Here is a 17,098-nt window from a genome sequence, read left to right on the forward strand (position 1 = left end):
TTTTTCAAACGAAGCAGTGAAGGACCGCTGGTTTACTTGCGTTAACGACGAATGAGCTGAATGAAGAAGAGCGGATGAATGATTGAGGAGGAACAAACGTGGCAAATGCATATGCAAAAGCCGGTGTCGATGTCGAAGCCGGTTATGAAGTAGTCGAACGGATCAAAAAGCATGTGAAACGAACAGAACGGCTAGGCGTGATGGGGGCAATCGGGGGCTTTGGTGGCTGTTTTGACTTATCATCGTACCAATTGAAAGAACCGGTACTCGTTTCTGGGACTGATGGTGTAGGAACCAAGCTTTTGTTGGCGATCCAACAAGAACAGCACACAACGATCGGCATTGATTGCGTCGCGATGTGTGTGAATGATATCGTCGCTCAAGGGGCAGAACCTATCTACTTCCTTGACTATGTTGCAGTTGGTAAAAACGATCCGGCAAAGATCGAACAAATCATTGCTGGTGTCGCAGAGGGCTGTGTGCAAGCGGGTGCTGCCCTGATTGGTGGAGAAACCGCTGAAATGCCGGGGATGTATCAGCCGGAAGAATATGATCTTGCTGGTTTCGCCGTAGGGATCGTCGAAAAAAGTCGGTTGATCACTGGAGAAACCATCAAAGAGGGCGATGAGCTGATTGGTTTGCCTTCTTCAGGCATTCACTCCAATGGGTACTCTTTAGTCAGAAAAATCTTTTTTGAACAACATGGCTATACAGGAGCAGAAACGTTTGCGGAACTTGGCAACCAAACGCTTGCAGAAAGTTTATTGACGCCAACGAGAATTTACGTTGATGCACTGAAACCTTTATTGATAGAAGGATTGTTAGCTGGAATTTCTCATATCACTGGTGGCGGCTTTGTTGAAAATATCCCACGGATGCTGCCTGAAGGACTTGCGGCAGAAATCGCCTTAGACACTTGGCCGCAGTTGCCAATATTTGATCTGATCGCTACTCATGGCGCGATTCCTCATCAAGAAATGTTCGAGATTTTCAATATGGGTATCGGTATGGTCTTAGCCGTTGCGCCAGAAAATGTTGCGGCAGTGATGGCACTTCTATCCGCCAATGAAGAACAAGCATACCGGATCGGTAAAGTGACCAAACGTAACAACGAAGCCGTTTGCTTCAAAGAGGCAGTCCGATGAGGATCGCCGTCTTTGCTTCTGGAACGGGCAGCAATTTTACAGCGATCGCCGATGCGATCCAAGCAAATAAAATCAAAGGAGCGCAGATCGGGTTGGTCTTTTCCGATAAACCTGCAGCGCCAGTAATAGAAAAAGCCCGCGCGAGAGACTATGAAACGCTTGTCATAGAGCCAGCGGCATTTGCATCAAAAGCAGCCTTTGAAAATAAATTGATCGAAGAATTGCAGGATCATGCCATCGATTTTATTGTTTTAGCAGGGTATATGCGAATCATCGGCAACACTCTATTATCCGCTTATGAAGGCAGAGTCATCAATATCCATCCCTCCTTGTTGCCGAGTTTCCCAGGTAAATCTGGGATCGCCGATGCCTTCGCTTACGGCGTGAAAGTGACGGGAGTGACGGTTCATTATGTCGATGCCGGCATTGACACAGGGCCAATCATTGCCCAAGAAATCGTTCGGATCGACACCGACGATACATTAGCAAATGTGACAGAAAAAATTCATCAAGTAGAACATCAAATCTATCCAGCTGTTTTAGCTGAAATCGTGGAAAAGGGGCTATCGAATCGTGAATAAACGTGCATTAATCAGTGTGTCTGACAAAGAAGGACTCGTACCATTTGTCCAAGAATTGACCAATTTAGGATTTGAGATTATCTCAACTGGCGGGACAAAAACGGCCTTGGAACAAGCGGGGCTTCAACCGATCGGCATCGAAGCGGTCACAGAATTTCCTGAAATGATGGATGGTAGGGTCAAGACGCTACATCCACGGGTGCATGGTGGTCTGTTAGGACGGCGTGATCTGCCTTCTCATATGGAGGCAATGGCTGAGCATGGCATTTTACCGATCGACCTTGTTGTCGTCAATCTTTATCCATTTAAAGAAACCATCAGTAAGCTTGACGTCACAGAAGCCGACGCAATCGAAAATATCGACATCGGCGGACCAAGCATGCTACGTTCTGCGGCGAAAAATCATGCCTCAGTAACTGTTGTCGTTGATCCCAACGATTACGACTGGGTTTTAACTGAGCTGAAGGAAGGCAATACGACGTTGGCATCAAGAAAGAAATTAGCTGCCAAAGTCTTCCGCCATACCGCCGCTTACGATGCCTTGATTGGTGAATACTTGACCAAAGCGGTGGCTGAAACAGAAACAGAGACCTTGACGAAAACCTATGTTTTGAAACAAACATTGCGTTATGGTGAAAATAGTCATCAGAAAGCTTCCTTCTATCAAGATGCATTACCCGTGCCCTATTCGATTGCCAGCGCAAAACAAATCCACGGCAAAGAATTGTCTTACAACAACATTAAAGATGCTGACGCTGCCTTGCGGATCGCAGAAGAATTTACAGAGCCAACTGCAGTAGCCCTCAAGCACATGAATCCCTGTGGGATCGGAAGTGGAGAAACGATTGCTGAAGCTTTCCAAGAAGCTTACGAAGCAGACCCAGTGTCGATTTTTGGCGGGATCATTGTTTTGAATCGTCCAGTTGATGTGGCAACTGCGGAGCAACTGCAGCGGATTTTTCTTGAGATCATCATTGCACCTGCATTTGAAGAAGAAGCACTAGAAATCTTAACGAAGAAAAAAAATCTGCGCCTGCTGGTTGTTGATTTCGAAAAAGCAGCCAAACAGCCAGAAGTTGTCTCTGTCCTTGGAGGCTTATTGGTGCAAGAACCAGATGATCAAATGGAGTCACCAGCAGATTGGACCGTGGTGACCAAAAGACAGCCGACACCAGTAGAAATCGCAGCCTTGGCATTTGCTTGGAAAGCGGTGAAACACGTGAAGTCCAATGCGATCGTTTTAGCCAATCAACAGCAAACCGTCGGGATCGGCGCTGGTCAAATGAACCGCGTGGGTTCGGTGAAAATCGCCGTCGAACAAGCCCGTGAAAACAAAAAACTGGCTGGTTCAGTGCTGGCAAGCGACGCCTTTTTCCCAATGGATGACAGTGTTGAATATGCAGCGCAACAAGGAATCAAAGCGATTATTCAACCTGGTGGCAGTATCAAAGATCAAGAGTCGATCGACATGGCAGATAAATACGGTGTGGCGATGGTCTTTACTGGTGTTCGTCATTTTAAACACTAAGAAATAGGAGAAGACGATGAAAATACTTGTTATTGGTAGTGGCGGTAGAGAGCATGCCGTCGCAAAAAAGTTTCTGCAGGATCCTCAAGTGGAAACAGTCTTTTGTGCGAAGGGCAATCCCGGTATGCGAAAAGACGGGATTAAGACAGTCGCAATTGAAGAGTCCGATCATGAAAGTCTAATTGCTTTTGCTCAAGAGCAGGAGGTTGATTGGACCTTCGTTGGTCCGGAAGTTCCGTTGCTAAATGGCATCGTAGATGATTTTCAGGGGGCGGGATTGGAAATTTTTGGCCCCAATCGCCAAGCAGCGATGATTGAAGGATCAAAAGAGTTTGCCAAAGAATTGATGCGAACCAATCACATTCCAACAGCAGACTATCAAAGCTTTACAGATAGTGCCCAGGCAAAAGCCTATATCCAACGTAAAGGTGCGCCAATCGTCATCAAAGCAGATGGTTTAGCGGCGGGCAAAGGCGTGGTTGTCGCGGAAACCATTGAAGAAGCAAACGCAGCAGTCGAAGCGATGCTGGAGCAAAATGCTTTCGGTGAAAGTGGTGCAAAAGTGGTGATCGAAGAGTTTTTGGCTGGCGAGGAGTTTTCGCTATTGGCATTTGTGAAGGGCGAAGCCGTCTATCCAATGGTCATTGCCCAAGACCATAAACGTGCCTTCGATGGCGATTTAGGTCCGAATACAGGAGGTATGGGGGCTTATACGCCGGTACCGCAGATTCCGCAAGAAATGGTCGATCAAGCGGTAGCAGAAGTTTTACTTCCTGCAGCAAAAGGGATGATTCGCAACAATACACCGTTTACGGGGATTCTCTATGCAGGTCTGATTGCTACCAATGATGGACCGAAAGTCATCGAATTCAATGCGCGTTTCGGCGATCCAGAAACACAAGTCGTGTTAAGTCGTTTAAAAAGCAGTCTAGCCCAGATCATTGATGATCTCTTACAGGACCAAGTACCTACGATCCAATGGAATCAATCGGCTTCGATCGGTGTCGTGATTGCCTCTCAAGGATATCCAGGCAAGTATCAGCAAGGAATGCCTGTCCCAAGCCCTGAAGGAGAAGGAACGCAATTCTTTTATGCAGGAGTGGATGAAGCTGCCGACCAAGGTGGTTTGACGGCAGCTGGTGGGCGCGTTTTTCTTGTGGAAGCATCAGCAGAGAATTTAGCTGCTGCACAAAAGAAGGTCTATGAAGCAATCAGCAGGTTGTCTTTATCTGGCTTATATTACCGAAACGATATCGGCGATAAAGCCTTGCAATATAGCAACTCATCAAAGGCGATGAAGTAAAGAACATTTCTGTGCATAACACAAACTGAAAAAAGGAGGGCTGCCAGTAGAACCAATCGGTTGTGCTGGTGGTTTTCGTTTTATGGGAGGTTTTTTTGACGTTGGTATAGCGTTTTCATCTTGTTGTGATAAAATAGGAATGTAGTTTAAATAAGGAGGAACTTTACGTGAAAAAAATTAAATTCGGTCCCACTGATTTAGAAGTATCCAGCGTGATTTTAGGCTTGATGCGAATCAACAATGCCAAAGATCCTGTGAAGGTCTTGACGACTGCGATTGAAAATGACATTACCTTCTTTGACCATGCGGATATTTATGGTCGCGGTGAATGTGAAACGATTTTTGCAGAAGCGTTAGCAAAAACGGCAGCTAAAAGAGAAGATTTATTTATTCAATCAAAATGCGGCATCGTTCCAGGTGAAATGTTTGATTTTTCGAAAGAGCATATCATCTCTTCTGTGGAAGGTAGTTTGCAACGATTGAAAACTGATCATTTAGATGCGTTATTATTGCATCGCCCTGACACTTTGTTTGAACCAGAAGAAGTGGCAGCAGCCTTTGACCAATTAGAAAAAGACGGTAAAGTGAAATACTTCGGTGTCAGCAATCAAAAACCTGGTCAAATCGAGCTATTGAAAAAATATGTTTCCCAACCTTTAGTAGCGAATCAACTGCAATTCGGGATCATGCATACAGGAATGATCGATCAAGGAATTCATGTCAACATGACGGATGCTGGTAGTGTCGATCATGATGGAGAAATTCTTGAATATTCTCGCTTGCATGAGATGACGATCCAAGCTTGGTCTCCGTATCAATATGGTTTCTTCGAAGGTGTCTTTATCGGTAACGAGAAATTCCCAGAGTTGAACGAAAAATTGACCGAACTAGCGGACAAGTATCAAACGACACCGACAGGTATTGCTTCTGCGTGGATCTTACGTCACCCTGCAAACATGCAAGTGATTGCTGGAACGATGACTCCACATCGGATCGAAGAAATCGCGCAAGCATCTTCGATCGTATTGACCCGCCATGAATGGTATGAAGTGTATAAAGCAGCAGGGAACATCTTGCCTTAATTTATACGTAAATTCCGTTTTATTCAGTTGTTATAAGGATGAATGTTCGCGAAAGACGAACATTCATCCTTTTTTTTCAAAAAGTATTTCTAAAAAGCTTGTATTTCATTTCCAGGTGGTTTAAATTGTTGTGGGCGTTAAAAATAGGCTGAGGCCATTTGATGCTTGCTTCACTCTTAGTAAGATTTGGAGGATATTTTTATGTTTGACATGAAAGTTTTTGATTACGAAGATATACAACTGATTCCTAACAAGTGTATCGTGAACAGCCGTTCAGAATGTGATACCACGGTGACATTAGGCGGACACTCGTTTAAAATGCCTGTTGTTCCTGCAAATATGCAAACGATTATTGATGATTCGATCGCAGAATTTTTAGCTGAAAATGGCTATTTTTATATTATGCACCGCTTTGATGAAGAAGCGCGGATTCCATTTATCAAAAAAATGAAGAGCCGTGGCTTGATTGCTTCTATCAGCGTAGGTGTCAAAGAAAATGAATATGCCTTTGTGGAAGAACTAGCTGACAAAGAGCTTGTTCCTGATTTTATTACGATCGATATTGCTCATGGCCACTCAAACGCCGTGATCAATATGATCCAACACATCAAGAAGCATTTGCCAGCAACGTTTGTGATCGCTGGAAATGTTGGAACGCCAGAAGCAGTTCGTGAATTGGAAAACGCTGGTGCAGATGCAACAAAAGTCGGCATTGGACCTGGGAAAGTGTGTATCACAAAAATCAAAACTGGTTTCGGGACTGGCGGCTGGCAGTTAGCAGCACTACGCTGGTGTGCCAAAGCTGCTCGCAAACCAATCATTGCAGATGGCGGCATTCGGACACACGGCGATATCGCTAAATCTGTCCGTTTCGGTGCAACAATGGTCATGATCGGTTCATTGTTTGCAGGTCATGAAGAATCACCAGGAGAAACCAAGGTAGAAAACGGCGTTGTGATGAAAGAATACTTTGGTTCTGCATCAGAATTTCAAAAAGGTGAAAAGAAAAACGTGGAAGGAAAGAAAATTTGGATTCAATACAAAGGTTCTTTGAAAGACACGTTAGTTGAAATGCAGCAAGACTTGCAGTCATCGATCTCTTATGCAGGTGGAAAAGATTTAGAATCGATTCGTAAAGTGGATTACGTAATCGTGAAAAATTCGATTTTTAATGGAGATACGATCTAAACAGGATACTAAAGAAGCGACCTTCTATTGGTCGTTTCTTTTTTTGTAAGAAGAACCATTTTGTTTTTCTGTTTTCTTCGTTATAATAGAAGCAACGAAGAGTAGAGGAGCGGGTGACCAAATGACAATCAAAGTGATGTCAGTGTTCGGTACCAGACCGGAAGCCATCAAAATGGCGCCACTAGTAAAGGAATTGGAAAACGACCCGCGTTTTGCATCGATCGTTGTGGTGACGGCGCAGCATCGAGAAATGTTGGATCAAGTATTAACGGTTTTTGAGATCACACCAGACTATGATCTGGATATTATGACTTTAGGGCAAACTTTAACAGGGATCACCACCAAAGTTTTACTAGATCTAGAACCGATCCTGCAAAAAGAAACTCCTGATATCGTGCTGGTTCATGGGGATACGACCACCGCTTATGCAGCCGCAACGGCCGCCTTTTATCAGCAAATTCCTGTGGGGCATGTGGAAGCCGGTTTGCGCACATGGAACAAAAAATCTCCTTATCCGGAGGAAGCCAATCGTCAGCTGATCGATGTATTAGCGGATTTTTATTTTGCGCCAACTGTCCAAAGCAAAGAAAATTTATTAGCGGAAAATCGCAATAAAGCTGCAATTTTTGTAACGGGAAATACCGCCATTGATGCGATGCGTTATACGATCTCGGAGGACTATCAGCATCCAGAACTTTCTGCAGCAGATCAAACCATGATTCTTCTGACAATGCACCGTCGCGAGAACTTAGGTGTTCCGATGAAGCAAGTCTTCCGCGCTTTAGCGAAGATCGCTAAGGAGAAACCAACCATCAAAGTGGTTTTTCCTATGCATAAAAATCCTCAAGTCCGAGGGATTGCTATGGAGATACTTGGGGAACTAGAAAATGTCACGCTGATTGAGCCTTTAGATGTCATTGATTTTCACAATGTTGCCAATCAAAGCACATTGATTTTGACGGATTCTGGTGGTGTCCAAGAAGAAGCACCGTCGTTAGGCGTTCCTGTTTTGGTCTTGCGAGATACAACAGAGCGCCCAGAAGGAATTGCTGCAGGTACGTTAAAACTGATCGGTACGTCTGAAGCTGCGGTTTATCAAGAAACGAAGCGACTACTAGAGGATCCAGAAGCTTACAATGCCATGGCACATGCAGAAAATCCCTATGGCGATGGGAAAGCTAGTCGGCGAATCTTGAAAATTTTAGCAGATCATTTTTCGTGAGAGCTGGATCGAAAGAATATAGAAAAAATCATTTTTCAGAATCGGATATGAAAGAGAAATAGGCAGCTGTTTATTTAAATGGCTGTCTATTTTTTATTCGAGTTTGGAAATTTATTACATTCTCTCCTTCAATGAGATAGCCGAAGTGACTTGATGGATTCTGGGTTTTGCCCTGAGAGGATTTCTCTCTATCTATTCGTGTAAAAGAAGTTTTGTCACATATAAAATCACAGCAGTTCTTTAACGTTGTTATTTTATTGTAAGACCTTTCATTTGAAAACCAACGAAAATCTATGAAAAAAGGGTGCTATTTTCCATTGTTGCGGTTGACATTGGCTAGGATAGCAGTTATTATGTGGGTAGTTGGAAGATAGACTTCCGGCGAACTGACATTTTATACAAATAATTGTTAGGTGAGGCTCCTATATGGACACAAGCTGCTGCCGCAAAAGTATCGAGAGATACTTAGTTGGTAGGACAGGTCTAATCGTGAAGGTTAAACCCAAAGTAGCTGATAGCAGATTTGCTATCTACGCCCTATAGTGCTAAAGCTCTACAATGATCATGAGTTTTTTACGCATGCTTATTGGGAGCGTGCGTTTTTTTGTGTCTTTTACGCATGTTCCACAGTGACTTACCTAATAAAAAGAAAGGAAGATTCACATGGAATACCCCAGTCCCCAGATGAAACAGCGGAGTAATTATCGAATCGCTAGGGGTGGCGTAAGCAACTCCTAAGTGCTAGGAGGAAAAAAAGATGTTAAAAAAACTATCGAAAGATCAAGAACTAAAATTACTGGCAAAATTGACCGAAAGAGAATTGCTGATGGAAATGCGGACATCCTTCCAAGGGTTATCGGAAGAAGATGCTGCAGAACGTTTGGCAGAGTACGGTCCAAACAAAGTGGATGCGCAAAAACCAACACCTGCTTGGTTGATGATCCTAGGTGCTTTCAAAGATCCTTTTGTGTTAGTTTTGGCATTATTAATGGTTATTTCTTTTGTAACAGGCGATATTGAAGCAGTGATCGTGATGGGAATCATGATTTTAGCCAGTGTCATGATTACTTTCGTCCAAGAATACCGTTCCCAAAAAGCAAGCTTAGCGTTAAAAGAACTTATTGAAAATACTTGTTCCGTAACCAGAGATGGAATCACGAGAGAAATTCCAATGGATGAAGTCGTTCCTGGAGACATCGTCACCTTAGCAACTGGCGACATGATCCCTGCGGATGCGATCTTGATTTGGACCAAAGATTTATTTATCAATCAATCTTCATTAACAGGCGAATCAATGCCCGTTGAAAAATTTGTCGATGCTGGGATCAAAGAAAGCGATGAACAAATTTCTGCACTAGATATGCAAGATCTTGTTTTCATGGGTACCGATGTCTTAAGTGGTCAAGGAAAAGCCATTATTTTGAAAACCGGTCAAAGTACTTTCTTCGGTGATATTGCCAAAAATGCGACCACGAAACGGGGCAAAACAACCTTTGAAGATGGCTTAACAAAAGTCAGCAAGCTATTGTTGCGAATGGTCATGGTTCTTTTCCCAATCGTTTTATTGATCAATGGTTTGACCAAGGGCGATTGGGGCGAAGCGTTGTTCTTCGCGATTGCAGTAGCAGTTGGTTTGACGCCAGAAATGCTACCAATGATCGTCACCAGTAACTTAGCCAAAGGGGCGATCTCTTTATCAAAAGAAAAAGTGATCGTCAAAGAATTGCCTTCGATTCAAAACTTAGGTGCAATGGATGTACTATGTACCGATAAAACGGGTACGATCACCGAAGATCGTGTTGTACTGGTACAGCATTTAAACCCATTTGGCGTAGAAGATAAACAAGTCCTTGATATGACGTATTTAAATTCTTACTATCAAACAGGGTGGAAAAACCTGATGGATATTGCTGTCTTAAACTACTATGAAGAAGAAGGCTTGGCAGCGCCATTTAACGATGTGACAAAAATCGATGAGATTCCGTTTGACTTCTCACGTCGCCGCTTGACGGTTGTTGTCAATGCAGATGGTCATCAACTGATGGTCACTAAAGGTGCCGCCGAGGAAATGGAACAAGTCTGCAAGTACGTAGAAGTTGATGGCAAAGTGATGGAATTGACTCCTCAATTGAGAAAACAATTGCGTCAAGTGAATTTGCGCTTGAATAAACAAGGAATGCGCGTGTTGACTGTTGCTGTAAAACGAGATGCCCACGCAGATGCCGTTTATTCTGTAGAAGATGAACAAGATATGATCATGATTGGCTTTATGGGCTTCTTAGATCCAGCAAAAGAAACAGCAAAAACAGCGATTGCTTCTTTACACGGTCATGGCATCAATGTCAAAGTGTTAACGGGAGATAATGCGATCGTTGCGCAAAAAGTTTGTCGAGATGTTGGTATTGATGCAGATGAATACTTGTTAGGAACCGATATAGATCATCTGTCAGATGAAGAGTTAGCAGAGAAAGCTGCAAAAACTAATCTGTTTGCAAAATTAAATCCAATGCAAAAATCCCGAATCATTGAAACCATTCAAGCGGCAGGCCATACGGTCGGCTTTATGGGAGATGGCATCAACGACGCGCCTGCTTTACGTACAGCAGATGTTGGTATCTCGGTTGATACCGCAGCAGATATCACCAAAGATGCCAGCTCGATCATTTTATTAGAAAAAAGTTTGAATGTCCTTGATAAAGGGGTCATCGAAGGCCGCAAAGTATTTACCAATATGATGAAGTACATCAAAATGACTTTGAGTTCGAATTTCGGGAATGTGTTCTCGATCTTAGTTGCTAGTGCCTTTTTACCTTTCTTACCAATGTTGTCCATTCAACTGTTGGTTCAAAACTTGGTGTACGATATGGCCCAATTGACGATCCCATGGGACAACGTAGATAAAGAAGAGTTAGAAAAACCAGTTAAATGGCAAGTGGGTGGACTATTGAAGTTTACCGTCGGCATTGGACCTGTCAGCAGCATCTTCGATATTTTGACTTTCTTTATGATGTGGCATGTCTTTAGTGCAAATACCATCCAAGAGCAAGCCTTGTTCCAAGCAGGATGGTTTATGATTGGCTTGACGACACAAACCTTAGTCGTTCACATGATCAGAACGAGAAAATTACCATTTATCAAAAGTATCGCATCACCTGCAGTTTTGATTTCAAGTGTTCTAGCGATTGCAATTGGCTTCTTGGTCATCTTGACGCCATTGCATACCGTCTTTGATTTTGCAGCACTGCCATCAAGTTACTGGCCATGGTATGTCGGTATCAATCTAGCTTATTTAGTAACAGTTGAGTTTGCGAAACGCATTTACATTCATGTCACGAGAGAATGGATTTAAAAAAACAGGTCGGCGTTCTTCCTAACAGGGGGAAAATCGCCGATCTGTTTCTTTTTATCTGTTCTCTGTATTATTTTTTTCTCATATTAAGAAATTTCTCTTTGATTCAAGTCGAATCCTTCACAAGTGATAAAAGGAGGTTAATGATAAATCTGTTTAGCGGAATGGTGGATGCTGTACTATTCTTAAATAAAAAAAAGAATCTGAAAAGAAAAAATTGAAGAAAGCGATTGCTTTAATGTGATTAATTTCACTAATGTTTTCTTAAGAGTTGCTACAGTGGGAATTCTTTTATTAAAAAAAATACCCTTTTCACTTGTCATTTTCGAAGTTAAATGATAATTTATAAGAGTAAATGAAATTTCGATAGTACAGATTTAAACCCTGTTACATACGAAAGTGAATTTTTATATCAGAGAGGAAAGTGTGTCAAGATGGCAAAAAAACAAAAAGCACTTGATTTCCAAGCGATTTTGGAGCAAGTCAATGCGGATTTTCCAACTTACCAAGCTTTGGACAAAGACGGGAAAATTGTAAATCAAGAGTTAGTACCAGATTTAAGTGACGACGAATTAGTTGAATTGATGACTCGTATGGTATGGTCTCGTGTATTAGACCAACGCTCAACTGCGTTAAACCGTCAAGGTCGTTTAGGTTTCTTCGCGCCAACTGCTGGACAAGAAGCAAGCCAATTAGCAAGTCAATTTGCTTTTGAAAAAGAAGACGTTTTATTACCTGGTTACCGTGATGTACCACAATTGATCCAACACGGTCTGCCATTGAAAGAAGCTTTCTTATGGTCACGTGGCCACGCTGCTGGGAACCTTTATCCAGAAGATTTAAAAGCATTGCCACCACAAATCATTATTGGTGCACAATACGTCCAAGCAGCCGGTGTTGCTTTAGGATTGAAAAAACGCAACAAGAAAAATGTTGTATTCACTTATACAGGTGATGGCGGTTCTTCACAAGGGGACTTCTATGAAGCAATCAACTTTGCAGGGGCTTACCATGCAAACGCTGTATTCTATATCCAAAACAATGGTTTTGCGATCTCTACACCTCGTGAAGTACAAAGCGCGGCACCAACATTGGCACAAAAAGCTGCAGCAGCTGGGATCCCTGGTATCCAAGTTGACGGTATGGATCCATTGGCAGTGTACTATGTTTCTAAAGCAGCTCGTGAATGGGCAGCAAACGGCAACGGTCCTGTATTGATTGAAACCTTGACTTACCGTTACGGTCCACATACATTGTCTGGTGATGATCCAACCCGTTACCGTTCAAAAGACATGGACAGCGAATGGCAACAAAAAGATCCATTGGTACGTTTCCGTACTTACCTAACTGAAAAAGGACTTTGGTCTGAAGAAAAAGAAGAACAAGTCATTGAACAAACAAAAGAAGAAATCAAAGCAGCGATCGCTGAAGCGGACCGCGTGCCAAAACAAAAAGTTTCAGATTTCTTGAAAAACATGTTTGAAGTACAACCACAAAACATTAAAGAACAAATTGCAACTTACGAAGCGAAGGAGTCGAAATAGTCATGGCACAAAAAACAATGATTCAAGCAATTACAGATGCCTTAGCTGTTGAAATGGAAAATGACAAAGAGATTTTAGTCTTTGGTGAAGATGTCGGTAAAAACGGCGGGGTTTTCCGTGCAACAGAAGGTTTACAAGAAAAATTCGGCGAAGATCGTGTCTTCGATACCCCTCTTGCTGAATCTGGTATCGGCGGCTTGGCTTTCGGTTTAGCATTAGAAGGTTTCCGTCCAGTTCCAGAAATCCAATTCTTTGGTTTCGTATTTGAAACATTTGACGAAATCGTTGGTCAAATGGCGCGTACTCGTTACCGTATGGGTGGTACACGTAATTTACCAATCACTATTCGTTCACCATTTGGTGGCGGTGTGCACACACCAGAATTGCACTCAGATAACTTGGAAGGATTGATCGCTCAATCACCTGGTATCCGTGTCGTTATTCCATCAAACCCATATGATGCAAAAGGATTATTGATTGCTTCTATCCGCAGCAATGACCCAGTTGTTTTCTTAGAGCACATGAAACTTTACCGTTCATTCCGTGAAGAAGTGCCAGAAGAAGCATACGAAGTTCCTTTAGACAAAGCAGCAGTAACTCGTGAAGGTTCTGATGTTTCAATCATCACTTATGGTGCAATGGTTCGTGAAGCAATCAAAGCTGCTGACAACTTAGCGAAAGAAAACATCAACGCTGAAATTATCGACTTGCGTACAGTTGCTCCTCTTGATGTTGAAACGATCATCAAATCAGTTGAAAAAACTGGTCGTGTGGTTGTCGTTCAAGAAGCACAAAAACAAGCAGGTGTTGGCGCTCAAGTCGTTTCTGAAATTTCTGAACGTGCGGTTCTATCACTAGAAGCTCCAATCGGACGCGTGTCTGCACCAGATACGATCTTCCCATTCGGTCAAGCTGAAAACATTTGGTTGCCAAATGCAAAAGACATCGAAGACAAAGTGAAAGAAATCGTGAACTTTTAATAGTTGAAGAAGGGAAGAATAGAAAATGGCATTTCAATTTAAATTACCGGATATCGGTGAAGGAATTGCAGAAGGCGAAATCGTAAAATGGTTCGTCAAAGCAGGGGATACCATCAATGAAGATGATACCTTACTAGAAGTTCAAAATGATAAATCAGTGGAAGAAATTCCATCTCCAGTAACAGGAACAGTGAAAAACATCGTTGTCCCTGAAGGTACAGTCGCAAACGTTGGAGATGTCCTTGTTGAGATCGATGCACCAGGACATGAAGACAACGAAGGCGATGCAGGTGTAGCAGCAGAGTCTCAAACACCAGCAAAACCAGCAGCAGAACCTACAACGGAAACGGCTGAAGCATCAGCTGGTTCTTCTGAAGGCGCAGGCGTTTTCCAATTCAAATTACCAGATATCGGTGAAGGAATTGCAGAAGGCGAAATCGTAAAATGGTTCGTTAAAGCAGGAGATACCATCAATGAAGACGATACGTTGCTTGAAGTTCAAAACGACAAATCAGTCGAAGAAATCCCATCTCCAGTAACAGGAACAGTGAAAAACATCGTTGTTGCTGAAGGAACAGTTGCAAATGTTGGTGATGTTTTAGTTGAAATCGACGCACCTGGTCACAACAGTGCGCCTGCTTCATCAAGCGCACCTGCAGAAGCACCAAAAGAAAAAGTGGAAACTTCTGGTTCAGCAAGTGTTGTTGAAGCAGCAGATCCTAACAAACGTGTCTTGGCTATGCCTTCTGTCCGTCAATTCGCTCGCGAAAAAGATGTGGATATTTCCCAAGTATCAGCAACAGGTAAAGGCGGACGTGTAACAAAAGAAGACATCGAAAACTTCCTATCAGGTGGCGGACAAGCTGCAAAAGCTGAAACTCAAGCTCCTGCGAAAGAAGAAACAAAAGCTGCAGCAACTGAAAGCAAACCAGCAGCTCCAGCAAAAGCCTTCAAATCAAACTTAGGTGATTTAGAAGAACGTGTTGCCTTAACACCTACACGTAAAGCAATCGCTAAAGCGATGGTAAACAGCAAACAAACAGCACCTCATGTAACCTTGCATGATGAAGTTGAAGTAACAAACCTATGGGATAATCGTAAGAAATTCAAAGAAGTTGCTGCTGCAAACGGCACAAAACTTACTTTCTTACCATATGTTGTAAAAGCATTGACTGCAACAGTGAAAAAATTCCCTATCTTGAATGCGTCGATCGATGATGCAAAACAAGAGATCGTATACAAAAACTATTACAACATCGGTATCGCAACAGATACTGACCATGGGTTGTATGTACCAAACGTAAAAGATGCAGATCGTAAAGGCATGTTTGCTATCGCTGATGAAATCAACGAAAAAGCAAAACTTGCTCATGACGGCAAATTGGCTGCAGATGATATGCGTAATGGTACCATCACAATCAGTAACATCGGTTCAGTTGGTGGCGGCTGGTTCACTCCAGTAATCAACTACCCTGAAGTAGCTATTTTGGGTGTAGGTACAATCGCGCAACAACCAATCGTAAACGCTGAAGGCGAAATCGTTGTCGGACGTGTGATGAAACTTTCATTAAGCTTCGACCACCGTATCGTTGATGGCGCAACAGCGCAACAAGCAATGAATAATATCAAACGTCTATTAGCTGATCCAGAGCTATTAATGATGGAAGGATGATTAACAAATGGTAGTTGGAGATTTTGCTGTTGAATTAGATACAGTTGTAATCGGTGCGGGACCTGGCGGCTATGTAGCTGCCATCCGCGCTGCTGAAATGGGACAAAAAGTAGCAATCATTGAAAGAGAATACATCGGCGGCGTTTGTTTGAACGTTGGTTGTATCCCTTCAAAAGCCTTGATCGCTGCAGGTCATCATTATCAAGAATCTTTGGATTCAACAATGTTTGGTGTAACAAGTGAAAATGTTTCCCTTGATTTTACCAAAACACAAGAATGGAAAGACAACAAAGTCGTTAAAACGTTAACTTCAGGTGTTGGTTTCCTATTGAAAAAACACAAAGTAGAAACGATTGAAGGAGAAGCTTTCTTCGTTGATGATCACACATTGCGTGTCATCCACCCAGATTCAGCACAAACATACTCTTTCAACAATGCAATCATCGCAACAGGTTCTCGCCCAATTGAAATCCCTGGTTTCAAATTCGGCGGACGTGTTCTTGATTCAACTGGCGGATTGGCATTAAAAGAAGTTCCTAAAAAATTCGTTGTTATCGGTGGCGGTGTCATCGGTTCTGAACTAGGTGCAGCTTATGCAAACCTAGGGGCAGAAGTAACGATCCTTGAAGGCTCTCCTCAAATCTTGCCAACCTATGAAAAAGACATGGTCAAATTGGTTGAAGAAGACTTTGCGAAAAAAGGTGTAACAGTCGTTACGAACGCAATGGCGAAAGAAGCAATTGACAATGGCGATAGCGTAACTGTCAAATATGCCGTAGATGGTAAAGAAGAATCAGTTACTGCTGATTACGTGATGGTTACTGTTGGTCGTCGTCCAAATACTGATGACATGGGCTTAGAACAAGCAGGTGTTGAAGTAGGCGAACGCGGATTGATCATGGTTGACAAACAAGGCCGTACCAACGTATCAAACATCTACGCAATTGGTGATATCGTACCTGGTGCTGCATTAGCACATAAAGCTAGCTACGAAGCAAAAATCGCTGCTGAAGCAATCTCTGGTAAAAAAGTTGCCGTTGATTACAAAGCAATGCCAGCAGTTGCCTTTACTGACCCAGAATTGGCTTCTGTCGGTATGACGATCAAAGATGCCAAAGATGCTGGAATTGAAGCAAAAGCATTCAAATTCCCATTCTCAGGTAACGGTCGTGCGTTATCTCTAGGAAAAACTGAAGGATTCATCCGCTTAGTAACAACGGTTGAAGACAATGTGATCATCGGTGCGCAAATTGCTGGTCTAGGAGCAAGCGATATGGTTTCAGAACTTGCTCTTGCTATTGAATCTGGCATGAACGCAGAAGATATCGCGTTAACGATCCATCCACATCCATCTCTAGGTGAGATCACAATGGATGCTGCTGAGTTAGCTCTAGGATTACCAATCCACATTTAAGCTTTGTGAAACTCGTTCATCATTTGGTGAACGAGTTTTTTTATCACCAGAAATAAAGCGATCCTATGCTATTGACAGAATCTTCTGGAA

At 42.7% G+C, this 17,098-nt stretch carries 12 protein-coding genes and 1 riboswitch; all 12 genes read left to right on the forward strand.

Annotated elements, in window-relative coordinates:
- Positions 1–98 precede the first annotated feature (98 nt).
- The 12 genes from purM (at position 99) to lpdA (ending at position 17,008) form a co-directional block, all read left to right on the forward strand.
- Positions 99–1,145 (forward strand): phosphoribosylformylglycinamidine cyclo-ligase, encoded by a 1,047-nt coding sequence (purM, locus tag IGI86_RS06885; protein WP_430617850.1) that lies wholly within the window; start codon positions 99–101, stop codon positions 1,143–1,145.
- Positions 1,142–1,726: a phosphoribosylglycinamide formyltransferase gene (gene purN / locus IGI86_RS06890; protein ID WP_016620869.1), complete on the forward strand. Its 585-nt coding sequence runs from the start codon at positions 1,142–1,144 to the stop codon at positions 1,724–1,726. The genes purM and purN overlap by 4 nt, the downstream gene beginning before the upstream one ends.
- Entirely contained in the window at positions 1,719–3,254 is a 1,536-nt protein-coding gene (gene purH, locus IGI86_RS06895) for a bifunctional phosphoribosylaminoimidazolecarboxamide formyltransferase/IMP cyclohydrolase (protein WP_430617851.1), read from the forward strand. The genes purN and purH overlap by 8 nt, the downstream gene beginning before the upstream one ends.
- Positions 3,255–3,270: 16 nt before the next feature.
- A complete protein-coding gene (gene purD, locus IGI86_RS06900; protein WP_430617852.1) occupies positions 3,271–4,557 on the forward strand; it encodes a phosphoribosylamine--glycine ligase in 1,287 nt (428 codons plus the stop codon).
- 167 nt (positions 4,558–4,724) lie between these two features.
- On the forward strand, positions 4,725–5,639 hold the full coding sequence (locus tag IGI86_RS06905; RefSeq protein ID WP_086317297.1) for an aldo/keto reductase: 915 nt from the start codon (positions 4,725–4,727) through the stop codon (positions 5,637–5,639).
- Between the two features lie 210 nt (positions 5,640–5,849).
- Positions 5,850–6,827, forward strand: coding sequence for a GMP reductase (guaC, locus tag IGI86_RS06910; RefSeq protein WP_005230038.1), 978 nt, complete (start codon positions 5,850–5,852; stop codon positions 6,825–6,827).
- A gap of 121 nt (positions 6,828–6,948) precedes the next feature.
- Positions 6,949–8,049: a non-hydrolyzing UDP-N-acetylglucosamine 2-epimerase gene (gene wecB / locus IGI86_RS06915; RefSeq protein ID WP_430617853.1), complete on the forward strand. Its 1,101-nt coding sequence runs from the start codon at positions 6,949–6,951 to the stop codon at positions 8,047–8,049.
- A 398-nt stretch (positions 8,050–8,447) separates the two neighbouring features.
- Positions 8,448–8,619: riboswitch (M-box (ykoK) riboswitch) on the forward strand.
- A gap of 187 nt (positions 8,620–8,806) precedes the next feature.
- The gene (gene mgtA / locus IGI86_RS06920) at positions 8,807–11,398 is read left to right on the forward strand and encodes a magnesium-translocating P-type ATPase (RefSeq protein ID WP_429969912.1); all 2,592 of its coding nucleotides are present in this window, start codon (positions 8,807–8,809) and stop codon (positions 11,396–11,398) included.
- A 434-nt stretch (positions 11,399–11,832) separates the two neighbouring features.
- Positions 11,833–12,942, forward strand: coding sequence for a pyruvate dehydrogenase (acetyl-transferring) E1 component subunit alpha (gene pdhA, locus IGI86_RS06925; protein WP_430617854.1), 1,110 nt, complete (start codon positions 11,833–11,835; stop codon positions 12,940–12,942).
- A 2-nt stretch (positions 12,943–12,944) separates the two neighbouring features.
- Complete coding sequence (locus IGI86_RS06930; protein ID WP_005230047.1) at positions 12,945–13,922, forward strand: alpha-ketoacid dehydrogenase subunit beta; 978 nt, start codon at positions 12,945–12,947, stop codon at positions 13,920–13,922.
- A gap of 25 nt (positions 13,923–13,947) precedes the next feature.
- Entirely contained in the window at positions 13,948–15,594 is a 1,647-nt protein-coding gene (locus tag IGI86_RS06935; RefSeq protein WP_005236379.1) for a dihydrolipoyllysine-residue acetyltransferase, read from the forward strand.
- A gap of 7 nt (positions 15,595–15,601) precedes the next feature.
- Positions 15,602–17,008 (forward strand): dihydrolipoyl dehydrogenase, encoded by a 1,407-nt coding sequence (gene lpdA / locus IGI86_RS06940; protein WP_430617855.1) that lies wholly within the window; start codon positions 15,602–15,604, stop codon positions 17,006–17,008.
- Positions 17,009–17,098: the final 90 nt, after the last annotated feature.

It is taken from the genome of Enterococcus sp. AZ188 (assembly GCF_050544075.1).
In the GTDB taxonomy this organism is placed as follows: Bacteria; Bacillota; Bacilli; order Lactobacillales; family Enterococcaceae; genus Enterococcus_D; species Enterococcus_D entomosocium.